This window comes from Streptomyces sp. NPDC058371, from assembly GCF_042723265.1.
GTDB lineage: Bacteria > Actinomycetota > Actinomycetes > Streptomycetales > Streptomycetaceae > Streptomyces.
The window spans coordinates 11,646-32,394 of record NZ_JBHXJC010000020.1 but is presented as its reverse complement, the minus strand read 5'-3'; the positions used below and the strand labels follow the sequence as shown (position 1 = coordinate 32,394).

Annotated in this window: 20 protein-coding genes; 10 read left to right on the top strand and 10 right to left on the bottom strand. The window is 70.3% G+C overall.

All coding sequences use genetic code 11. The features are described 5' to 3' along the window. Window positions 1-33 precede the first annotated feature (33 nt). Window positions 34-750: a hypothetical protein gene (locus ACFWM2_RS36915; protein WP_383289534.1), complete on the bottom strand. Its 717-nt coding sequence runs from the start codon at window positions 748-750 to the stop codon at window positions 34-36. After that, window positions 747-1,406, bottom strand: coding sequence for an RNA polymerase sigma factor (locus ACFWM2_RS36910; protein WP_383289531.1), 660 nt, complete (start codon window positions 1,404-1,406; stop codon window positions 747-749). The genes ACFWM2_RS36915 and ACFWM2_RS36910 overlap by 4 nt, the downstream gene beginning before the upstream one ends. Window positions 1,407-1,590: 184 nt before the next feature. Between ACFWM2_RS36910 and acs the strand changes: the two genes are divergently transcribed. The 5 genes from acs to ACFWM2_RS36885 all read left to right on the top strand — a co-directional run bounded on the left by acs (window position 1,591) and on the right by ACFWM2_RS36885 (window position 7,056). After that, window positions 1,591-3,591: an acetate--CoA ligase gene (gene acs / locus ACFWM2_RS36905; protein ID WP_383289528.1), complete on the top strand. Its 2,001-nt coding sequence runs from the start codon at window positions 1,591-1,593 to the stop codon at window positions 3,589-3,591. A 194-nt stretch (window positions 3,592-3,785) separates the two neighbouring features. Continuing rightward, window positions 3,786-5,219, top strand: a complete 1,434-nt coding sequence (nhaA, locus tag ACFWM2_RS36900) for a Na+/H+ antiporter NhaA (RefSeq protein ID WP_383289525.1) — start codon at window positions 3,786-3,788, stop codon at window positions 5,217-5,219. A gap of 61 nt (window positions 5,220-5,280) precedes the next feature. Continuing rightward, a complete protein-coding gene (locus ACFWM2_RS36895) occupies window positions 5,281-5,769 on the top strand; it encodes a phage holin family protein (protein WP_383289522.1) in 489 nt (162 codons plus the stop codon). Then, window positions 5,766-6,716, top strand: coding sequence for an alpha/beta fold hydrolase (locus tag ACFWM2_RS36890; RefSeq protein ID WP_383289519.1), 951 nt, complete (start codon window positions 5,766-5,768; stop codon window positions 6,714-6,716). Before ACFWM2_RS36895 ends, ACFWM2_RS36890 begins: the two co-directional genes overlap by 4 nt. A 160-nt stretch (window positions 6,717-6,876) precedes the next feature. Further along, window positions 6,877-7,056 (top strand): hypothetical protein, encoded by a 180-nt coding sequence (locus tag ACFWM2_RS36885; RefSeq protein ID WP_383289517.1) that lies wholly within the window; start codon window positions 6,877-6,879, stop codon window positions 7,054-7,056. 112 nt (window positions 7,057-7,168) lie between these two features. On the opposite strand, the gene ACFWM2_RS36880 is transcribed toward ACFWM2_RS36885, so the two are convergent. From ACFWM2_RS36880 to nth, 3 genes are read right to left on the bottom strand one after another with little or no spacing between them, the layout of a single operon-like run. Continuing rightward, on the bottom strand, window positions 7,169-8,368 hold the full coding sequence (locus ACFWM2_RS36880) for a MarP family serine protease (RefSeq protein WP_383289514.1): 1,200 nt from the start codon (window positions 8,366-8,368) through the stop codon (window positions 7,169-7,171). A gap of 13 nt (window positions 8,369-8,381) precedes the next feature. Beyond that, complete coding sequence (locus ACFWM2_RS36875) at window positions 8,382-9,077, bottom strand: NUDIX hydrolase (RefSeq protein WP_383289511.1); 696 nt, start codon at window positions 9,075-9,077, stop codon at window positions 8,382-8,384. Window positions 9,078-9,129: 52 nt separating this feature from the next. Next, complete coding sequence (gene nth, locus ACFWM2_RS36870) at window positions 9,130-10,173, bottom strand: endonuclease III (RefSeq protein ID WP_383289508.1); 1,044 nt, start codon at window positions 10,171-10,173, stop codon at window positions 9,130-9,132. 335 nt (window positions 10,174-10,508) lie between these two features. On the opposite strand from nth, the gene ACFWM2_RS36865 reads away from it, so the two are divergent. Both ACFWM2_RS36865 and ACFWM2_RS36860 read left to right on the top strand, forming a co-directional pair. Further along, a complete protein-coding gene (locus ACFWM2_RS36865; protein ID WP_016642758.1) occupies window positions 10,509-11,183 on the top strand; it encodes a Crp/Fnr family transcriptional regulator in 675 nt (224 codons plus the stop codon). Between the two features lie 273 nt (window positions 11,184-11,456). Next, window positions 11,457-12,284 (top strand): nucleotidyltransferase, encoded by an 828-nt coding sequence (locus tag ACFWM2_RS36860; protein WP_383289505.1) that lies wholly within the window; start codon window positions 11,457-11,459, stop codon window positions 12,282-12,284. A 63-nt stretch (window positions 12,285-12,347) separates the two neighbouring features. On the opposite strand, the gene ACFWM2_RS36855 is transcribed toward ACFWM2_RS36860, so the two are convergent. The 4 genes from ACFWM2_RS36855 to ACFWM2_RS36840 all read right to left on the bottom strand — a co-directional run bounded on the left by ACFWM2_RS36855 (window position 12,348) and on the right by ACFWM2_RS36840 (window position 14,766). After that, the gene (locus tag ACFWM2_RS36855) at window positions 12,348-13,178 is read right to left on the bottom strand and encodes an MBL fold metallo-hydrolase (protein WP_383289502.1); all 831 of its coding nucleotides are present in this window, start codon (window positions 13,176-13,178) and stop codon (window positions 12,348-12,350) included. Next, complete coding sequence (locus tag ACFWM2_RS36850; RefSeq protein WP_383289499.1) at window positions 13,175-14,044, bottom strand: NUDIX hydrolase; 870 nt, start codon at window positions 14,042-14,044, stop codon at window positions 13,175-13,177. The genes ACFWM2_RS36855 and ACFWM2_RS36850 overlap by 4 nt, the downstream gene beginning before the upstream one ends. A gap of 99 nt (window positions 14,045-14,143) precedes the next feature. Further along, on the bottom strand, window positions 14,144-14,611 hold the full coding sequence (locus ACFWM2_RS36845; protein ID WP_383289496.1) for a RidA family protein: 468 nt from the start codon (window positions 14,609-14,611) through the stop codon (window positions 14,144-14,146). Further along, window positions 14,608-14,766, bottom strand: coding sequence for a DUF4177 domain-containing protein (locus ACFWM2_RS36840; RefSeq protein WP_019063748.1), 159 nt, complete (start codon window positions 14,764-14,766; stop codon window positions 14,608-14,610). Before ACFWM2_RS36840 ends, ACFWM2_RS36845 begins: the two co-directional genes overlap by 4 nt. A 72-nt stretch (window positions 14,767-14,838) precedes the next feature. Between ACFWM2_RS36840 and ACFWM2_RS36835 the strand changes: the two genes are divergently transcribed. Together ACFWM2_RS36835 and ACFWM2_RS36830 are read left to right on the top strand one after the other, a co-directional pair. After that, window positions 14,839-15,816, top strand: coding sequence for an ArsA family ATPase (locus ACFWM2_RS36835; protein WP_383289493.1), 978 nt, complete (start codon window positions 14,839-14,841; stop codon window positions 15,814-15,816). After that, window positions 15,813-17,231, top strand: coding sequence for an ArsA family ATPase (locus ACFWM2_RS36830; protein ID WP_383289490.1), 1,419 nt, complete (start codon window positions 15,813-15,815; stop codon window positions 17,229-17,231). Before ACFWM2_RS36835 ends, ACFWM2_RS36830 begins: the two co-directional genes overlap by 4 nt. Window positions 17,232-17,564: 333 nt before the next feature. On the opposite strand, the gene wblA is transcribed toward ACFWM2_RS36830, so the two are convergent. Further along, window positions 17,565-17,903 carry a transcriptional regulator WblA gene (gene wblA / locus ACFWM2_RS36825; protein WP_383289487.1) on the bottom strand — a complete coding sequence of 113 codons (339 nt, stop codon included), beginning with the start codon at window positions 17,901-17,903 and terminating at the stop codon, window positions 17,565-17,567. A gap of 408 nt (window positions 17,904-18,311) precedes the next feature. On the opposite strand from wblA, the gene ACFWM2_RS36820 reads away from it, so the two are divergent. Beyond that, window positions 18,312-20,594 (top strand): transglycosylase domain-containing protein, encoded by a 2,283-nt coding sequence (locus ACFWM2_RS36820; RefSeq protein WP_383289484.1) that lies wholly within the window; start codon window positions 18,312-18,314, stop codon window positions 20,592-20,594. The last annotated feature ends 155 nt before the right edge of the window (window positions 20,595-20,749 follow it).

Genomic DNA, 20,749 nt, shown 5'->3' with positions numbered 1-20,749 from the left:
CGGGGTCGGCCGCACACCGGTCACCGGGCCGGCTCAGGAAGCGGTGAGCCGGACGTTCTTGCCCGTCGGCACCGGGACCAATTTGTGCGGGGGCGACTTCACCGGTCGGCAGGGCTCGACCGCGCCCCGGGCGGCGTAGATCGTCATGCTCATCGCCAGGTGCTTGGAGGGCGGCTTCTGGTTCTCGAAGGCCAGGGAGTCGCCGCGCTGGAGAGTGACCTCCCAGCGGACCTTCTTCCCCCACTGCCGTGCCTCGCTGCCCCCCGTCCCCCCGGGCTTGTGCGCCGCAGCGGACTTTTCGGTGTCGTCGCCGAAGAAGCCACCCGGAATCCGCTCCCCGCGCGGGTGCCTGCATTCATAGCCGGGATCGAGGACGTCGCTGATCACGGTGATCCCGTCCGGGCGCAGCCGCTCGGCGAGTTCCCGCTGTCCCGCGATGTCCAGGGCCATGTCCGTCAGGGTGAGGGTCACGCTGCCGTCGTGGTGGCGCTCCACGGCGTACGCCGCCGAGTCCGCCGGCGATCCGGGCACGACCACGACGGCCAGCCCGGCCGCGACGCAGGCGGCGAGGGCGAGGGCGGCGCGCCGTCGGGTGACCACACGGCGTACCACCGCGCCCCGCACCGAAGCCGTCGGCTCACCCGGCCCGGCCTCGCTCACCACCGTCTCCCTCAGCTCCGTCTCCCTCAGCCCGATCTCCCGCTTGAGTTCGTCGAGCAGCCGGTCCTCGAATGTCGTCTTCGTGTTCATGCCTCTCCCCCGATCGCCTTTGCCCCGTGTGCCGCCGTGGCGGCGCCGGCCGCACCGGCCGCCGTGTCCGTGCCGGTCGCGTAATCGAGCGGCGGCGCGGGCGCCGGGCCCTCGGTCTCCGCGCGCAGCGCCTTGCGTGCCCGGTGCAGCCGCACCCGGGCGGTGACCTGGCGGATGCCGAGCGCGGCCGCCGTCTCGGTGACCGTGAGCTGGTCGACCGCGATCAGCTCCATGACGGCCCGCTCCCCCTCCGGCAGCCGTTGCAGCGCCGCCACCGCCCGCCGCCCCGGGCTCTCCGCGTCGAGCTTCTCCTCGAGGCGGGTGATGTCGTCGGCGCCGAGCAGCCGCCGGCCCAGGATCCGCTGATCGCGCTGGGCCTCGCGGGCGACCCGGCGGCGCTCGGAGGAGACGACGTTGCGTGCGACGCCGTACAGCCAGGCCGTCTCACCGCCGAGCGCGGGCCGGTAGGTGTGCGCGGAGTCGAGGACGGCCACGAAGATCTCGGCGGTCAGGTCCGCGACGGTGTGCGGATCGTCGACACGCCGGGCCACGAAACGTGTCACGGCGTCCACATGACGCCGGTAGAACTCTTCGAAGAGCTGCGGGTCACGTGCCGCCGCGGCGGGCCCGCCCCGTATTCGTTCCACCCGGTCCACTCGGTGTCTCCTTCGCTCCAAGGGCACTTCGCCTGTTCTTGGGCCGAGAACCAGGAAGCGTTACCGAGTGAACCCCACAGCTGTCCTGTCCGTGCCCCTGAGTGGGGCGCCCCGTGACCCGCCCCACAGGTCTAAACCATTTTCAGGACGGCCCTTGTCATCGTGCCCCCCGGTCTGATGAGCTGTGGTCTGGGACACAACGGACACCCTGGGAAAGGGAGATGTCGTGAGCAACGAAAGCCTGGCCAACCTGTTGCGCGAGGAGCGCAGGTTCGCGCCGCCCGCCGACCTGGCCGCGAACGCCAATGTCACGGCGGAGGCGTATGAGCAGGCCAAGGCTGACAGGCTCGGCTTCTGGGCCGAGCAGGCCCGTCGGCTGACCTGGGCCACCGAGCCCACCGAGACCCTGGACTGGTCGAACCCGCCGTTCGCCAAGTGGTTCAAGGACGGCAAGCTCAACGTCGCGTACAACTGCGTCGACCGCCATGTCGAGGCCGGGAACGGCGACCGGGTCGCCCTCCACTTCGAGGGCGAGCCGGGAGACAGCCGGTCCATCACGTACGCCGAACTCAAGGACGAGGTGTCGAGGGCCGCCAATGCCCTGACGGAGCTGGGAGTTCAGAAGGGCGACCGGGTCGCCGTATATCTGCCGATGATCCCCGAGGCGGTCGTCGCGATGCTCGCGTGCGCCCGGATCGGCGCCGCGCACTCGGTCGTCTTCGGCGGGTTCTCGGCCGACGCGATCGCGGCCCGGATCGCCGACGCGGACGCCAAGCTCGTCATCACCTCGGACGGCGGCTACCGGCGCGGCAAGCCGTCGGCGCTCAAGCCGGCCGTCGACGACGCCGTCAGCCGTACGGACGCCGTCGAGAAGGTGCTCGTCGTACGCCGTACGGGCCAGGAGGTCGCCTGGACCGAGGGCCGGGACGTCTGGTGGCACGAGATCACCGCGAAGCAGTCCCCGGAGCACACGCCCGAGGCCTTCGACGCCGAACACCCGCTGTTCATCCTCTACACGTCCGGTACGACGGGTAAGCCCAAGGGCATCCTGCACACCTCCGGCGGCTATCTCACCCAGGCGTCCTACACCCACCACGCCGTCTTCGACCTCAAGCCGGAGACCGACGTCTACTGGTGCACGGCCGACATCGGCTGGGTCACGGGCCACTCGTACATCACCTACGGGCCGCTCTCGAACGGCGCGACGCAGGTCATGTACGAGGGCACGCCGGACACCCCGCACCAGGGCCGCTTCTGGGAGATCGTCCAGAAGTACGGGGTGACGATCCTCTACACCGCCCCGACCGCGATCCGTACGTTCATGAAGTGGGGCGACGACATCCCCGCGAAGTTCGACCTCAGCAGCCTGCGGGTGCTGGGTTCCGTGGGCGAGCCGATCAACCCCGAGGCCTGGATCTGGTACCGCAAGCACATCGGCGGCGACCGCACCCCGATCGTCGACACCTGGTGGCAGACCGAGACCGGCGCGATGATGATCTCGCCGCTGCCGGGCGTCACCGAGACCAAGCCGGGCTCCGCTCAGCGGGCCCTGCCGGGCATCTCGGCGACCGTCGTCGACGACGACGCGAACGAGGTCCCGAACGGCGGCGGCGGTTATCTCGTGCTCACCGAGCCGTGGCCGTCGATGCTGCGCACCATCTGGGGCGACGACCAGCGGTTCCTCGACACGTACTGGTCGCGCTTCGAGGGCAAGTACTTCGCCGGGGACGGCGCCAAGAAGGACGAGGACGGGGACATCTGGCTGCTCGGCCGGGTCGACGACGTGATGCTCGTGTCCGGGCACAACATCTCGACCACCGAGGTCGAGTCGGCGCTCGTCTCGCACCCCTCGGTCGCCGAGGCGGCGGTAGTCGGCGCGGCGGACGAGACCACCGGGCAGGCGATCGTCGCGTTCGTGATCCTGCGCGGCACGGCCTCCGCCGAGGACGAGGGGCTCGTGGCCGACCTCCGCAACCACGTGAGCAGCGCGCTCGGGCCGATCGCCAAGCCCAAGCGGATCCTGCCGGTGGCGGAGCTGCCGAAGACCCGCTCCGGGAAGATCATGCGGCGTCTGCTTCGGGACGTCGCGGAGAACCGGGAGCTCGGTGACGTCACCACGCTCACCGACTCCACGGTCATGGACCTGATCCAGGAGAAGCTCCCCGCGGCACCCAGCGAGGACTGACAGCGCTCCCCCAGGGGCACCCGGCAGACGCGCCGGGTGCCCCTTTTGCGTTTAACGTGAAGATCGCCGGATACGCCCCGCGGCACCTTGAGTAAGCTGAGGAACGCGTCAACAACACGACAAGTAACCCAAGGTGCGCCGGGAAGTCTGGTCGGCATGTGCTCCGCCCTGCCTACCGACCGGAGGTCCACCCCGTGGCCGCGCCCAGCAACAGCACCCGCAAGTTCCTCGGACGACTCTCGCTGCCCGAGCGGACGTTCGTCGCGGACGCGCTGCGCGCCGAGACCGTCGGCGGTGTACTGCTCCTCGTCGCCGCGATCGCCGCGCTGATCTGGGCGAACGTACCCGCCCTGCGCGACAGCTACGAGAGCGTCCGCGACTTCCACCTGGGCCCCGCCGCCCTCGGCCTCGACCTCTCCGTTCAGCACTGGGCCGCCGACGGACTGCTCGCCGTCTTCTTCTTCGTGGCAGGCATCGAGCTCAAGCGCGAACTGGTCGCCGGCGACCTGCGGGATCCCAGGGCCGCGGTGCTGCCGGTCGCGGCGGCGGTGTGCGGGATGGTGGTCCCGGCGCTGGTGTACACGCTCGTCAATGTCACCGGCGGCGGTTCCCTCAGCGGCTGGGCCGTCCCCACCGCGACCGACATCGCCTTCGCGCTCGCGGTCCTGGCGGTCATCGGCACGTCGCTGCCGTCCGCCCTGCGTGCCTTCCTGCTGACGCTCGCCGTCGTCGACGACCTCTTCGCCATCCTGATCATCGCGGTCTTCTTCACCGAGCGGATCGACTTCGCCGCGCTCGGCGGGGCCGTCCTGGGCCTGGTCGTCTTCTGGCTGCTGCTGCGGAAGAACGTACGCGGCTGGTACGTGTACGTCCCGCTCGCGCTCGTCAACTGGGGGCTGATGTACAACAGCGGCATCCACGCCACGATCGCCGGTGTCGCGATGGGCCTGATGCTGCGCTGCCACCGCCACGAGAGTGAGGAGCACTCCCCCGGCGAGCACATCGAACATCTCGTACGCCCCCTGTCGGCGGGCCTCGCCGTGCCGCTGTTCGCCCTGTTCAGCGCGGGAGTGGTGGTCTCCGGCGGAGCGCTCGGCGATGTGTTCACCCGGCCCGAGACGCTCGGTGTCGTGCTCGGCCTCGTGGTCGGCAAGGCGGTCGGGATCTTCGGCGGGACCTGGCTGACGGCCCGGTTCACCAAGGCCTCACTGAGCGAGGACCTGGCCTGGCCGGACGTCCTCGCCGTGGCCTCGCTCGCCGGCATCGGCTTCACCGTCTCGCTGCTCATCGACGAACTCGCCTTCAAGGGCGAGCCGGTGCTGGCCGACGAGGTCAAGGCGGCCGTCCTCATCGGCTCGCTCATCGCGGCCGTACTGGCCGGGGTGCTGCTGAAGATGCGGAACGCCAAGTACCGGGGCCTGTGGGAGGACGAGGAGCGCGACGAGGACCGCGACGGCATCCCGGACATCTACGAGCAGGACAACCCGGCGTACCACCTGCGCATGGCCGCGATCCACGAGGGGAAGGCGGCCGAGCACCGCAGACTCGCCGCGGAGAAGGCGGCGGAGCGACAGCGGCTTGCCGAAGTGGCGGGCGGGGCAAGCGAGGAAAGCAACGGTCCGGCATGATCTGACACGACCGCCCGCACACAGGCAACCGCCCATACACATGCAGATGAGGGAGATCGCGATGAGCGCACCCGACGGCAGCCCGGTCGGCGCCGAACGCAGCATCGGCCAGCTGTTCGCCTCGGCGACGACCGAGATGTCCGCGCTGGTGCACGACGAGATCGCACTGGCGAAGGCGCAGCTCAAGCGCGACGTCAAGCGCGGTGCGGTCAGCGGCGGCGCGTTCTCCGTGGCCGGGGCGGTGCTGATCTTCTCCCTGCCGATGCTGAGCTTCGCCCTGGCGTACGGCATCCGGACCTGGAGCCACTGGAATCTCGCCGTCTGCTTCCTGCTGTCCTTTGCGGCGAACGTGCTGGTCGCGGGGGTCATCGCGCTCATCGGCGTGGTCTTCGCGAAGAAGGCCAAGAAGAGCAAGGGCCCGCAGAAGGTCGCCGCCTCGATGAAGGAGACCGCGGGCGTCCTGCAGAACGTCAAGCCGCATCCGCGCGCGGTCGGCCCGCAGGACCGTGTCCCCGAGGCCATCGAGGCTGTGGCACGCTCATCCTCATGACGGACCCCGCCACACCTTCGGCGCAACCCACTTCGGTCGTACGCATCGACGTCCCCGGCGGGAAAGCGGTGACCCACCGGGATGTCGCGGCCAACGGCGCGCGCTTCCACATCGCGGAGATGGGCGACGGGCCGCTGGTCCTGCTGCTGCACGGCTTTCCGCAGTTCTGGTGGACCTGGCGCCATCAGCTGGTGGCGCTCGCCGACGCCGGCTTCCGCGCGGTCGCGATGGACCTGCGGGGCGTCGGGGGCAGCGACCGTACGCCGCGCGGTTACGACCCGGCGAACCTCGCGCTCGACATCACCGGGGTCGTCCGGTCCCTCGGCGAGCCCGACGCGGCGCTGGTCGGGCACGACCTGGGCGGATATCTGGCGTGGACGGCGGCCGTGATGCGCCCGAAGCTCGTCCGCCGGCTCGCGGTGTCGTCCATGCCCCACCCCCGGCGCTGGCGCTCGGCCATGCTCTCGGACGTCAAGCAGACGACCGCGGGTTCATACATCTGGGGGTTCCAGCGGCCCTGGATCCCGGAGCGCCAACTCGTCGCCGACGACGGCGCCCTGGTGGGCCGTCTGGTACGGGACTGGTCCGGTCCCCGGCTGCCGGACGACGAGGCCGTGGAGATGTACCGGCGCGCCATGTGCATCCCGTCCACGGCCCATTGCGCGGTCGAGCCGTACCGCTGGATGGTGCGCTCGATGGCCCGCCCGGACGGCATCCAGTTCAACCGGCGCATGAAGCGGCCGGTGCGCGTGCCGACGCTGCATCTGCACGGCTCGCTGGACCCGGTGATGCGTACGCGCAGTGCCGCCGGTTCCGGTCAGTACGTCGAAGCGCCGTACCGCTGGCGGCTGTTCGACGGTCTGGGGCACTTCCCGCACGAGGAGGACCCGGTCGCGTTCTCCACCGAACTGGTCAATTGGCTGAAGGATCCCGAGCCGGACCGGTGACGGGCCGTAAGACTTTCCGCGTCCGATCGGTGACCGTTTGAACACGTTCAGCAGCCGCACGGGAACGCCTGTCCTTCGAACAGCCAAATGCCTCGCGCATAGGCCGATTGGGGGGTCGGGACGCGGTTACCGACCATGAGGCACGGGCAGACGTCGGGGTATGGGCTGGACGCACGTCAACAGTGACGCAGCACGCAATCGCCGCTCGGCCACGGGCCTGAGCTCCCATCAGAGGGGCGCCCCGCAGCTGCCGGGCACCGATCTCAGGCTGGGAATCCCGCACATTCTGCGCCGCCGGGCCCGCTGGGTATCGGCGCGGCTGCGTCACCCGCGCGGCTGACCTTTCGCGTACGGCCGCATCACTCACGCGGCCGAGTCCACGTGGCCGTGGCAGACCCGACGGGACTGCCACACGCCGGACCTCTCACTTCCCGGGCCATCACCCGCGAGGCCTACAGTGCGCAGCTGTCGCTGTCCACCTGCTGGTTGGCCGTACGCCCCTTGGTGACGTCCTCCTGGATCTCGTCCGCGGTGAGCGCGTAGCCGGTCGCGTCGTCGTCGAGGGACTTCGCGAAGACCACGCCGTACACCCGGCCGTCGGGCGTGAGCAGCGGTCCGCCGGAGTTGCCCTGGCGCACGGTGGCGTAGAGCGAGTAGACGTCGCGCCGGACCGTGCCGCGGTGGTAGATGTCCGGGCCGTTGGCGGTGAGACGACCGCGCACACGCGCGGGCTGGACGTTGTACGAGCCGTTCTGCGGGAAGCCCGCGACGATCGCGCTGTCGCCGCTGGCGGCGTCCTTCGACGTGAACTGCAGCGCGGGCGCCTTCAGGTTGGGCACGTCCAGTACGGCGATGTCGCGCTCCCAGTCGTAGAGGACGACCGTGGCGTCGTACTTCCTGCCTTCGCCGCCTATCTGGACGGTGGGTTCGTCGACGCCGCCGACCACGTGCGCGTTGGTCATCACACGGCGGTTGCCGAACACGAAGCCGGTGCCTTCGAGGACCTTGCCGCAACTCTGGGCCGTGCCCATGACCTTGACGATCGACTTCTGCGCGCTCTTGGCCACCGGGCTCTTGGCGAGCGCCGGGTCGGGGGGCTGTACGTCGGTGATGTGCTCGTTCGCGAACGGGCTGAAGACCTGCGGGAAGCCGTTCTGCGCGAGGACCGAGGAGAAGTCGGCGAACCAGGTGTCGGCCTGGGTGGGCAGCGCCCGTGACACACCGAGCAGCACCTTGGAGTTGCGCACTTCCTTGCCGAGCGTGGGCAGGGTGGTGCCGGCCAGGGCGGAGCCGATCAGCCAGGCCACGAGCAGCATGGCCACCACGTTGACGAGGGCGCCGCCCGTGGCGTCCAGGGCGCGGGCGGGGGACCAGGTGATGTACCGGCGCAGTTTGTTGCCCATGTGCGTGGTGAGGGCCTGGCCGACGGAGGCACAGACGATCACGACGACCACCGCGACGACGGCGGCGGCGGTGCTCACTTCGGCGTGGTCGGTCAGGGCACCCCAGATGACGGGGAGCAGATAGACCGCGACGAGACCGCCGCCCAGGAAGCCGATCACCGACAGGATGCCGACGACGAAACCCTGGCGGTAGCCCACGATCGCGAACCACACGGCGGCGACCAGCAACAAAATGTCCAGCACATTCACGGCGCCCACCCTGTCATGAGCGCCAGTCGAGCGGGACCTGCTTGTCATGGTCCCAGGGCTGCTCCCAGCCCGCGTAGTGCAGGATGCGGTCGATGATGCCGGCCGTGAAGCCCCAGACGAGGGCGGATTCGACCAGGAATGCCGGACCTCGGTGGCCGCTCGGGTGCACGGTCGTCGCGCGGTTGTCGGGGTTCGTGAGATCCGCCACGGGGACCGTGAAGACCCGGGCCGTCTCGGCCGGATCGACCACGCCGACCGGGGTCGGGCGGTGCCACCAGCCCAGCACCGGCGTGACCACGAAACTGCTCACCGGGATGTAGAGCCGGGGCAGCACGCCGAAGAGCTGGACGCCGCCCGGGTCCAGCCCGGTCTCCTCCTCGGCCTCGCGCAGCGCGGCCCGCAGGGGCCCGTCGGTGCCCGGGTCGCCGTCCTCGGGGTCGAGGGCGCCGCCCGGGAAGGAGGGCTGGCCCGCGTGCGACCTCAGGGAGCTGGCCCGCTCCATGAGCAGCAGCTCCGGGCCCCGCTCCCCCTCGCCGAACAGGATGAGCACGGCGGACTGACGGCCCGCGCCGTCGGCCGGCGGCAGGAAGCGGCTCAGCTGGAGCGGCTCCACCGTCTCGGCGGCGCGCGCCACCGGGTCGAGCCAGCGGGGCAGACCGTCCTTGCTGAGCGTCACCCGGCCGTTGTCCGTGTTGCTCGCGCGCGTCATCGGCACCCCCGTTCTGCTGTTCCCAACGCCTGCGGGTGCGTGGATCGTTCCGTCATCCGGACCCCAGTGGCGGTGCGGGGATGCCGCCCGCGTCCAGGTACGCCTGCGGCGGATTGAGCCGCTGGCCGGGGAAACCGCCCTTCTCGTACTTCAGGAGCTTCTTCGCCTTCTCGGGGTCCGTCTCGCCCTCCCCGTACGCCGGGCAGAGCGGGGCGATGGGGCAGGCGCCGCAGGCGGGCTTGCGGGCGTGGCAGATACGGCGGCCGTGGAAGATCACGTGGTGCGAGAGCATCGTCCAGTCGCTCTTGGGGAAGAGCGCGCCGACGGCCGCCTCGACCTTGTCCGGGTCCGTCTCGTCGGTCCACTTCCAGCGCCGCACGAGCCGCCCGAAGTGGGTGTCCACGGTGATCCCAGGCCGCCCGAAGGCGTTGCCGAGCACCACGAAGGCGGTCTTGCGGCCCACTCCGGGCAGCTTGACGAGGTCTTCGAGGCGATCGGGGACCTCGCCGCCGAAGTCGTCCCGCAGGGCCTTGGAGAGCCCTATGGCCGCCTTGGTCTTGGCACGGAAGAACCCGGTGGGCCGGAGGATCTCCTCGACCTCCTCCGGGTCGGCCGCGGCCAGATCCTCGGGAGTCGGGTACTTGGCGAAGAGCGCCGGGGTCGTCTGGTTCACCCGAAGGTCGGTCGTCTGCGCCGACAGCACGGTGGCGATCACGAGCTGGAACGGGTTCTCGAAGTCCAGTTCCGGGTGGGCGTACGGGTACACCTCGGCGAGCTCGCGGTTGATCCGGCGGGCTCGGCGGACGAGGGCGGGGTCGGGCGGGGACGCGGGTGGGGTCTTCTTGGCGGCGGCCCTCTTCACAGGCGTCGCCTTTTTGGCGATCGTCGCCTTTTTGGCGATCGTCGCCTTTTTGGCGATCGTCGCCTTCTTGGCAGGCGTCGCCCTACCGGCGGCCGTGGTCGGGGCGGCGGGCGCCTTCTTGGCGGGTGCTGCCTTCTTTGCCGCCGGGGACCTCTCCGCGGGCACTGCCTTCTTTGCTGCTGCCGTCTTCTTGGCCGGCTCCTTCTTCGTCGGCGCCTTGGCCGCAGCCTTCACCGGCGTCGGCTTTGTCGCTTTTGTCGGATTACTCGATCCGTCCGTGGCCTGTTCGCCCACAGCGGAATCACGACGTACAACCACCCGTCCAGCCCCCTAGGCCTGTGCTCTCACCGGCGATTTGGACACCCGGCCAGCCTAAAGCCCGGCACCGACATCCGCCCCGGACCCCGAAGATCGGCCCCCAATTGGCCCCCTGCCGCACTCCCCAGGACGCCAGTGCGGCAGACTTGTGACTGATCACACTGTTTGGACCGCCCGGCAAAATGGGGAACACGGTCCCCTGGCACACGGGGGAGCAAGATCCCCTGAGCAGGTCGACAAGGAGAGAACTCGTGGACGACGTTCTGCGGCGCGCCCCGCTCTTCGCGGCGCTCGATGACGAGCAGGCCGCGGAGCTCCGCGCCTCCATGAGTGAGGTGACCCTCGCGCGCGGTGACGCTCTCTTCCATGAGGGCGACCCCGGCGACCGCCTCTACGTGGTCACCGAGGGCAAGGTGAAGCTCCACCGCACCTCCCCCGACGGCCGCGAGAACATGCTGGCCGTGCTGGGCCCCGGCGAGCTCATCGGCGAACTGTCGCTGTTCGACCCGGGCCCGCGTACGGCCACGGCCAGCGCGCTGACCGAGGTCAAGCTGCTCGGCCTCGGCCACGGCGACCTCCAGCCCTGGCTGAACGCACGACCCGAGGTGGCCGCCGCCCTGCTGCGCGCCGTCGCCCGGCGGCTGCGCAAGACGAACGACCAGATGTCCGACCTGGTCTTCTCGGACGTCCCGGGCCGAGTGGCCCGCGCGCTCCTGGACCTCTCCCGCCGCTTCGGCGTGCAGTCGGAGGAGGGCATCCACGTCGTGCACGACCTGACGCAGGAGGAGCTGGCCCAGCTGGTCGGCGCGTCCCGCGAGACGGTCAACAAGGCCCTCGCCGACTTCGCGGGCCGCGGCTGGCTCCGCCTGGAGGCCCGCGCCGTGATCCTGCTGGACGTGGAACGACTCGCGAAGCGCTCACGCTGACGCTGCATCCCGGCCGTACGTCGACGGGCCCCGCCTTCCAGAGAGGCCGGGCCCGTCGCCGTGTCCGACGCGCCTCGTCAGCCCGTCCGGCGTTTGAGGCGAGCGCGTCAGTTCAGCCCGTCCGGCGTTTGAGGACGAGCGAAACAGCGCGATACGGGGGCCCGGGGGCGGAGCCCTCAGGTAACGGGACGGGTAGGGGCGGAGTGCGCGAAAACCCACCGGGCTCACCGTAAATGGGCCGCCCCGCCGCTCCCGTCAGGGCACAGTGGGCGCATGGCCGGAACCGTGCACCGCAGAGGGCTCGACGCCCAGGGATACATCGAGCGCGAGGGCTCGCTCGGACAGATCCCGCACCCGTTCCGGCCCGTGGTCACCGCGGCACGCGACCGCGTGGCGGACGTCTTCGGAGCGCGCCTGCACAGTGCGTACCTCTACGGGTCGATTCCGCGCGGCACCGCGCGCGTGGGCCGCAGCGACCTGGACCTGCTGCTCGCCCTGCGCGAGGGGCCCACGGAGACGGACCGGGCCGACGCCCGGTCGCTCGATCAGGCCCTCGACAAGGAGTTCCCGCAGATCGACGGCTCCGGGACCCTACTGGTCAGCCGTGCACGGCTGCTGAGCGATCTGGAGACGTACGACCTCGGCTGGTTCGTCGCCTGCCTCTGCACCCGCCTGCTGGGCGAGGACCTGGCCGAATACCTCCCGCGCTACCGCCCTGACGCCCTCCTCGCCCGCGAGACGAACGGGGACCTCGCCCTCTTCCTGTCGCGCTGGCGCGAACGGATCGCCGGCGCCGGCACGGACGACGCCCGGCGCGCCCTGGTGCGTTCCATGTCCCGCCATCTCGTCCGCACCGGCTTCACCCTCGTCATGCCCCGCTGGAACGGCTGGACGAGCGACCTGCACGAGATGGCGGAGGCCTTCGGCCAGTACTACCCCGAGCGGGCCGCCGAGCTGCGGGACGCGGCCGTCCGCGGGTACGCGCCGAGCGGCGAGCCCGCCGTCCTGCGCGCGTACCTCGACGATCTCGGCCCGTGGCTCGCCGAGGAGTACGCGCGCGTGCACGGCATCAAGGCTCCCCGGCCTGACCAGCCGGCCTAGCCCGCCTGGCCGTCCTGGCCGTCCTGGCCGTCCTGGCCGTCCTGGCCGGACAGTCCCGGCGGTCTAGATGAGGCCGTGCTCCTGCAGGTAGTCCATCTGCGCCCGCACGGACAGCTCCGCGGCGGGCCACAGCGAGCGGTCCACGTCCGCGTACACGTGCGCGACGACCTCGCCCGGTGACCGATAGCCGTTCTCGACCGCCGTCTCGACCTGGGCGAGCCGGTGGGCGCGATGGGCGAGGTAGAACTCGACTACACCCTGGGCGTCGTCCAGGACCGGCCCGTGGCCCGGCAGGACGGTCTGCACGCCGTCGTCGACGCTCAGGGAGCGCAGCCGGCGCAGTGAGTCGAGATAGTCGCCCAGACGGCCGTCCGGATGGGCCACGACGGTCGTTCCGCGCCCGAGGACGGTGTCACCGGTCAGGACGGCCCGGTCGGCCGGGAGATGGAAGCACAGCGAGTCGGCGGTGTGCCCGGGCGTCGGTACGACCAACAGCTCAAGACCGCCGACGGTGATGACGTCCCCGTGCGCCAGCCCCTCGTCCCCGAGCCGCAGCGCCGGGTCGAGGGCCCGCACCTTGGTGCCCGTCAGCTCGGCGAACCGCCCGGCCCCCGCCGCGTGGTCCGGGTGCCCGTGGGTCAGCAGCGTCAGCGCGACCCGCTTCCCGGCCTTCTCCGCCGTGGCCACCACGTTCCGCAGGTGTACGTCGTCCAGGGGCCCCGGGTCGACGACGACCGCCAGTTCGGAGTCCGGCTCGGCGAGGATCCAGGTGTTCGTGCCGTCCAGGGTCATCGGGGAGGCGTTGGGCGCGAGGACGTTGACGGCTCGCGCCGTGGCGGGCCCCGAGAGGATCCCGCCCCTCGGCCGGCCGGGAAGGGCTGCTGCGTCCGTCATGCGGGTGCTCCACCGGTCGGGATGTGCTTGGTGAACTCGTCGTGTCCCGGCCAGGAGAGGACCACCTCGCCGTTCTCCAGGCGGGCCTTGGCCAGGACGGGGGTCAGATCGCGGGCCGGCGCGGCGGCGAGGGCCTCGGCGGCCGTGGCGTACGGGAGCAGCTGGCGCAGGGTCGCGATCGTGGGCGGCATCATCAGCAGCTCGCCCCTGTCGTATCCGTCGGCCGCGTCCCCGGGGCGGATCCACACCGTGCGGTCGGCCTCCGTGGAGGCGTTGCGGGTGCGCTGGCCCTCCGGGAGGGCGGCGACGAAGAACCAGGTGTCGTATCGGCGGGGCTCGAACTCCGGAGTGATCCAGTGCGTCCAGACACCGAGCAGGTCCGATCTGAGGACGAGTCCCCTGCGGTCCAGGAACTCGGCGAAGGAGAAGTCACGGGCGACCAGGGCCGCCCGGTCCGCCTCCCACTCCTCGCCCGTCGTGTCACCGACCACCGTGTCTGGGGTGGGCCCGGCGAGCAGGACGCCCGCCTCCTCGTACGTCTCCCGGACCGCGGCGCAGACGATGGCCTGGGCGGTCGTCTCGTCGACGCCGAGCCGGTCCGCCCACCACGCGCGCGTGGGCCCCGCCCAGCGGATCTGCCGCTCGTCGTCGCGGCCGTCCACACCACCGCCCGGATACGCGTACGCGCCTCCGGCGAAGGCCATGGAGGCGCGTCTGCGCAGCATGTGCACCACGGGCGTGGTGTCCGTGTCCTTGAGCAGCATGACGGTGGCCGCCCGTCTGGGGGCGACCGGTGTGAGCGTGCCCGCCGCGAGCGCACGGATCCGCTCGGGCCACTCCGGTGGATACCACTGCCCATTCGCCATGGCCGGAGGCTATCCCGTAGCGCGCTGATGTTCGAGAGCCAACAATCCGCTGCTCCGGGGACGGGTCTCGGACAAAACCGCCGTCCCCGGGGAGGACGCCTACGCCTGGGTCAGCTCCACCTGGATCTCGACCTCGACCGGCGCGTCCAGCGGCAGGACCGCCACACCGACCGCGCTGCGGGCGTGCACGCCCTTGTCGCCGAGGACCTCGCCCAGAAGCTCGCTGGCGCCGTTCAGGACACCGGGCTGGCCGGTGAAGTCCGTCGCAGAGGCGACGAACCCGACGACCTTCACGACCCGCGCGACACGGTCCAGGTCACCCGCGACCGACTTGACCGCGGCGAGCGCGTTCAGTGCGCAGATGCGGGCCAGGTCCTTGGCCTCCTCGGCCGTGACCTCGGCACCCACCTTGCCGGTGACCGGGAGCTTGCCCTCGACCATCGGCAGCTGGCCGGCCGTGTAGACGTACACGCCGCTCTGCACGGCGGGCTGGTACGCGGCCAGCGGCGGGACGACGGCGGGCAGGGTCAGGCCGAGCTCATGGAGCCGGGCTTCGACGGCGCTCATGCCTTCTCCCGCTTCAGGTAGGCCACCAACTGCTCGGGGTTGTTCGGCCCGGGCACCACCTGGACGAGCTCCCAGCCGTCCTCGCCCCAGGTGTCCAGAATCTGCTTCGTGGCATGGACGAGCAGCGGCACGGTTGAGTATTCCCACTTGGTCATGTGGCCGACTGTATCCGCTGTTATCCACAGCCTCCCGCGTAGCCCGGGCGCGGACTGGTTAGGCTCGAAGACGTGAGCAGGCTCCAGGTCGTCAGCGGCAAGGGCGGTACCGGCAAGACGACGGTAGCCGCCGCCCTCGCGCTCGCCCTCGCGACCGAGGGCAAGCGGACCCTCCTCGTCGAGGTCGAGGGCAGACAGGGCATCGCGCAGCTCTTCGAAACAGAAGCGCTGCCCTATGAGGAGCGGAAGATCGCCGTCGCTCCAGGGGGCGGGGAGGTGTATGCACTGGCGATCGACCCCGAACTGGCCCTTCTGGACTACCTCCAGATGTTCTACAAACTCGGGGGCGCGGGACGGGCCCTGAAGAAGCTCGGCGCCATCGACTTCGCGACCACCGTCGCGCCCGGCCTGCGGGACGTGCTCCTGACGGGCAAGGCCTGCGAGGCCGTCCGCCGCAAGGACAAGAGCGGCCGCTTCGCCTACGACTACGTGGTGATGGACGCCCCGCCGACGGGCCGCATCACCCGCTTCCTGAACGTGAACGACGAAGTGGCCGGCCTCGCCAAGATCGGCCCGATACACAATCAGGCGCAGGCCGTCATGCGTGTCCTCAAGTCCCCGGAGACGGCGGTCCACTTGGTGACGCTCCTGGAGGAGATGCCCGTCCAGGAGACCGCGGACGGCATCACCGAGCTGCGCGGGGCCAGGCTGCCGGTGGGCCGGATCATCGTGAACATGGTGCGTCCCGCCGTACTGGACCAGGCCGATCTGGAGTTCGCCGAGACGACTCCGCGCACCGCCATCGCCAAGTCGCTGTCCGCCGCCGGGCTCGGTGGCGCCCGGCGCGGTGGGCTCGCCGAACGGCTGGTGGAGCCGCTTCTGCGGCAGGCCGAGGAGTACGCCGAGCGTCACACCCTGGAGCACGACCAGCGGGCCGTGCTCCAGGAGCTGGGCCTGCCGCTGCACGAACTCCCGCTGCTTGCCGAGGGAATGGACCTGGCGGGCCTGTACGAACTGGCCAAGGAACTGCGTCAGCAAGGGATCTCATGAGTTCGGACCCGGCACGCGCCCAGGGCTCCGGCCCCGCATCCGACCCGGCCCGCGCGATCGACTCCGCAGGCCTCCTGGATGTCGATCCGCTGCTCGACGACCCGAAGACCCGCATCGTGGTGTGCTGCGGCTCGGGTGGCGTCGGGAAGACGACCACGGCGGCGGCCCTGGGGCTGCGCGCCGCCGAGCGCGGCCGCAAGGTGGTCGTGCTCACCATCGATCCGGCCCGCCGGCTCGCCCAGTCGATGGGCATCGACTCCCTCGACAACGTCCCGCGCCGGGTGAAGGGCGTCGAGGGCGACGGCGAGCTGCACGCGATGATGCTCGACATGAAGCGCACCTTCGACGAGATCGTCGAGGCGCACGCGGACCGCGACCGAGCGTCCGCCATCCTGAGCAACCCCTTCTACCAGTCGCTTTCGGCGGGCTTCGCGGGCACGCAGGAGTACATGGCGATGGAGAAGCTCGGGCAGCTGCGGGCCCGCGACGAGTGGGACCTGATCGTCGTCGACACGCCGCCCTCGCGCTCGGCGCTGGACTTCCTGGACGCCCCGAAGCGGCTGGGCTCGTTCCTCGACGGCAAGCTGATCCGGGTCCTGATGGCGCCGGCGAAGGTCGGTGGGCGCGCGGGGATGAAATTCCTGAACGTCGGGATGTCGATGATGACGGGCGCCCTGGGCAAGCTGCTCGGCGGCCAACTCCTCAAGGACGTCCAGACGTTCGTGGCCGCCATGGACACCATGTTCGGCGGCTTCCGCACCCGCGCGGACGCCACGTACAAGCTGCTCCAGGCGCCCGGCACGGCGTTCCTGGTGGTGGCCGCCCCGGAGCGGGACGCGCTGCGCGAGGCGGCGTACTTCGTGGAGCGTCTGGCCGCGGAGAAGATGCCGCTGGCGGGCCTGGTCCTCAACCGGGTCCATGGCAGCGGCGCGGCCCAGCTGTCCGCCGAGCGGGCGCTCGCCGCGGCCGAGAACCTCGACCTCGCCGCCGCCGAGAACGTCGACCTCGCGGCCCCGGAGAGCGACGATTCCGCGTCCGCAGAAAATCTTGCGGAGTCTCGCATTGTGGATCAGGGCGGTGGGAAAGCTGGACTTCGTAACTCTCCCGACACGTACGGCAGTTCAGACTCTCCCGCTGATCTGACGCCCGCATCCTCCGACTCCTCCGCAGGCTCCCCCGCCACGGACGGATCCGTCGAACAACTCACCGCAGGCCTGCTGAGGCTGCACGCCGAGCGCATGCAGCTGCTCTCCCGTGAGCGGCGCACGCGTGACCGCTTCACCGCGCGCCACCCCGAGGTGGCCGTGGCCGAAGTGGCCGCGCTGCCGGGCGACGTGCACGATCTCGCGGGGCTGCGGAGCATCGGAGACCGGCTCGCGGCCGGCCGGCCGGAGCTGCCCGAAGCCGGCGCCTGAGTCCGCGGGACCGGCGCCCGAACTGAAGACGCGGCGCCCGCTCCAGGGCGGGCGCGGTTGTCCGAACCGCGAGAACTCGGCATACGAGCCCGCGGGACGCGGTTTTCGTGCCCGGAGGGCACGACGTCCGGCCCGGAGGGCACGGCTGCCCGGCGTGATGCCGGCCCGGAAGGCGCGCTGCCTGAGCGCACGACATCCGGCCCGGAGGGCGTGTCGCCCGATCCCGAGTGGCGCGACGCCCGAGTCCGCAGACAACGGCAGACACGGGTGGTCGAGCCAGAAGGGCGCGGCATCCGGGCCGGGGCCCGGCGCCCGAGCGGAGGGGCGGTGCCCTCAGCCCACCGCCGCGAAGTTCTCGTACACCTCTTCCTCGTCGAGGGGCAGCAGGCCCGCGCCGCGCTCGTACTCCGTACGCGCGGTCTCGAGCAGACGGCGCCACGAAGTGACCGTCGGCCGCCGGCGCAGCAGTGCACGACGCTCGCGCTCCGTCATGCCACCCCACACGCCGAACTCGACACGGTTGTCGAGCGCGTCGGCGAGGCACTCCGTGCGCACCGGACATCCGGTGCACACCGCCTTGGCCCTGTTCTGCGCTGCTCCTTGAACGAACAGTTCATCCGGATCGGTAGTGCGGCAGGCCGCCTGCGCACTCCAGTCGGTTACCCAGCCCATACCGGCGCCGTCCTCTCCCGAATCGAGGCTCCCCCACGGCGGCAGCGGCATATTCACCGCCGCCAGTTGAGGACGTTACGGAAGGTGGGCACAGCGCAACACCCCCTTCGGGCCCAATCTTGAATGGCCCGAACGGACTATGCGTAAGCGGCAGATCACCCGGGGGAGTGAGCGGAGGACATGCGTGAGCTTCCCGGCGAACCGGGACAGTTCAGTTGAGTCACAACGGACGCCACGTGACACACAAGGCGGATTCGGACACGCCCCCAACAAATAATTGGGAGACCTCCGGAACGATTCGGGGTCGTCGGACGTACTTGATACGTGGCCCTACTGCTGTGACAGTTGGGAGCAGCTTAGGCCAAGGCATATACGCGTGTCCGGCGAATCAGAACGTAGGCTGCCCTCATGCCAAAGAAGCGCTCGGGCGGTGGTCTGTCCCCATCGCAGCAGGCCGCCAAGTTCCTCGGTGTCAGTGTGCTCGCCGGAGCGGTGCTGGCCGGAATCGCACTGCCCGCGGCCGGCGCGCTCGGCCTCGCAGCCAAGGGCTCCGTCGAGGGATTCGACGAGATTCCGGCCAATCTCAAGCGCCCCCCGCTGAGTCAGCGCACCACCATCCTGGACAATCAGGGCGGCCAGATCGCCACGGTCTACTCACGCGACCGCACGGTGGTCGACCTCAAGGACATGTCGCCGTACATGCAGAAGGCGATCGTCGCCATCGAGGACTCCCGCTTCTACGAGCACGGCGCGGTCGACCTCAAGGGCATCCTCCGCGCGGTCAACCAGAACGCGCAGAGCGGCGGTGTCGCCCAGGGCGCGTCCACGCTGACCCAGCAGTACGTGAAGAACGTCTTCATCGAGGAGGCGGGTGACGACCCGACGAAGGTCGCCCAGGCCACCCAGCAGACCCTCGGCCGCAAGATCCGCGAGCTGAAGTACGCGATCCAGATCGAGGACAAGCTCGGCAAGAAGCGCATCCTCGAGAACTACCTGAACATCACGTTCTTCGGAGAGCAGGCCTACGGCGTCGAGGCCGCGGCCCAGCGCTACTTCTCCAAGCCCGCCAAGGACCTGAACCTCCAGGAGTCCGCGCTGCTCGCGGGCATCGTCCAGTCGCCCAGCCGGTACGACCCGGTCAACGACGAGGCGGAGGCCACCAAGCGGCGCAACACCGTCCTGCAGCGCATGGCCGAGGTGCACGACATCTCGCAGCAGGAGGCCGACAAGGCCAAGAAGGCCCCGATCGACCTGCACGTCAGCAAGCCGAAGAACGGGTGCATCACGGCGGTCAAGGGCGCCGGCTTCTTCTGCGACTACGTGCGCGAGGTCTTCCTGACCGACGAGGTCTTCGGCAAGACCAAGGAAGCCCGCGCCAAGGTCTGGAACCAGGGCGGCCTGACGATCCGTACGACGCTCGACCCGCAGGCACAGGAATCGGCGCAGGCGTCGATCAAGGACCACGTCAACAAGAGCGACGACGTGGCGACCGCTGCCTCCGTCGTCGAGCCCGGCACCGGCAAGATCCTCGCGATGGGCCAGTCGCGTCCGTACGGCTTCGGCAAGCACGAGACACAGATCAACCTCTCGGTGGACAGCGGCATGGGTGGCGGCGCCGGCTACCAGCCCGGTTCGACGTTCAAGCCGATCGTGGCCGCGGCCGCCATAGAGGGCGGCAAGTCGGCGACGCAGCAGTACTCGTCGCCGTACGAGATGGAGTACCCGAGCCCGGTCGCCATCTGCAACGGCAAGAACTGGTCCAATCTCCGCGGTGAGAAGCTCACCAACGAGAACGAGTCGGAGCACGGCCCGTACGGCATGAAGGAAGCGACCGCGAAGTCGGTCAACACCTACTACGTGCAGCTGATCAGCGACATCGGCATCTGCCCGGTGACCGACATGGCGAAGAAGATGGGCGTCCGGCGCGCCGACGGCGGCAAGTTGGCCCAGGCTCCGTCCATCGCGCTCGGCACCCAGGAGATGTCCCCGCTGACGATGGCGAACGCGTACGCGACCTTCGCCTCGCGCGGCATGTACTGCACGCCGGTCGCCATCGAGTCGATCAGCCAGACCGTCGGCGGCGAGAAGAAGTCCCTGCCGGTGCCGAAGTCGACCTGCTCGCGCGCGATGTCGGAGACCACCGCCGACACGATCAGCACGCTGCTCAAGGGCGTGGTCGAGGACGGTACGGGTCAGCAGGCCGGCCTCGGCAGCCGCCCCAGCGCGGGCAAGACCGGTACGACCGACTACCGCTACGCGGCCTGGTTCGTCGGCTACACGCCGAACATGGCCGGCGCGGTCTGGGTCGGCGACCCCAAGCACGAGCGCCGGATGACCAACATCACCATCGGCGGCGTCTACCACGCCAAGGTCTACGGCGGTGAGGTCCCCGGACCGATCTGGCGCGACATGATGACCGGCGCCCTGGAGGGCAAGCCCGCGCCCGACTTCAACCTCGTCAACATTCCCGACCCCGAGAAGAGCAAGGGCAACGGCGACGGGAAGAACGGCGGCCATGGGAACGGCGGGAACGGGAACGGGGGGAACGACAACGGCGGCCTGACGACCGCCGGCGGAACGAACGGCGGCACGGTCCCGACGCCTTCGTTCTCGATCCCCGAGGGCTTCATCCAGGGACAGAGCAACGGCGGCAACACCAATGGGAACGGGAACGAGGGGAGGACGGGCTAGCCCGTCTCCTTCCTGGCCGGCCCCTCAGCGGGCCGGCCGCCCTCGACCGGGCACAGGGGTGGGGGGGGAGGAGGGGGGGGGAGGGGGGCCCCACCCACACGGACGGAGGGGTGGCGCTTCGCCGAGACAGCCCCACCCGCCTTCGGAGACGTCTC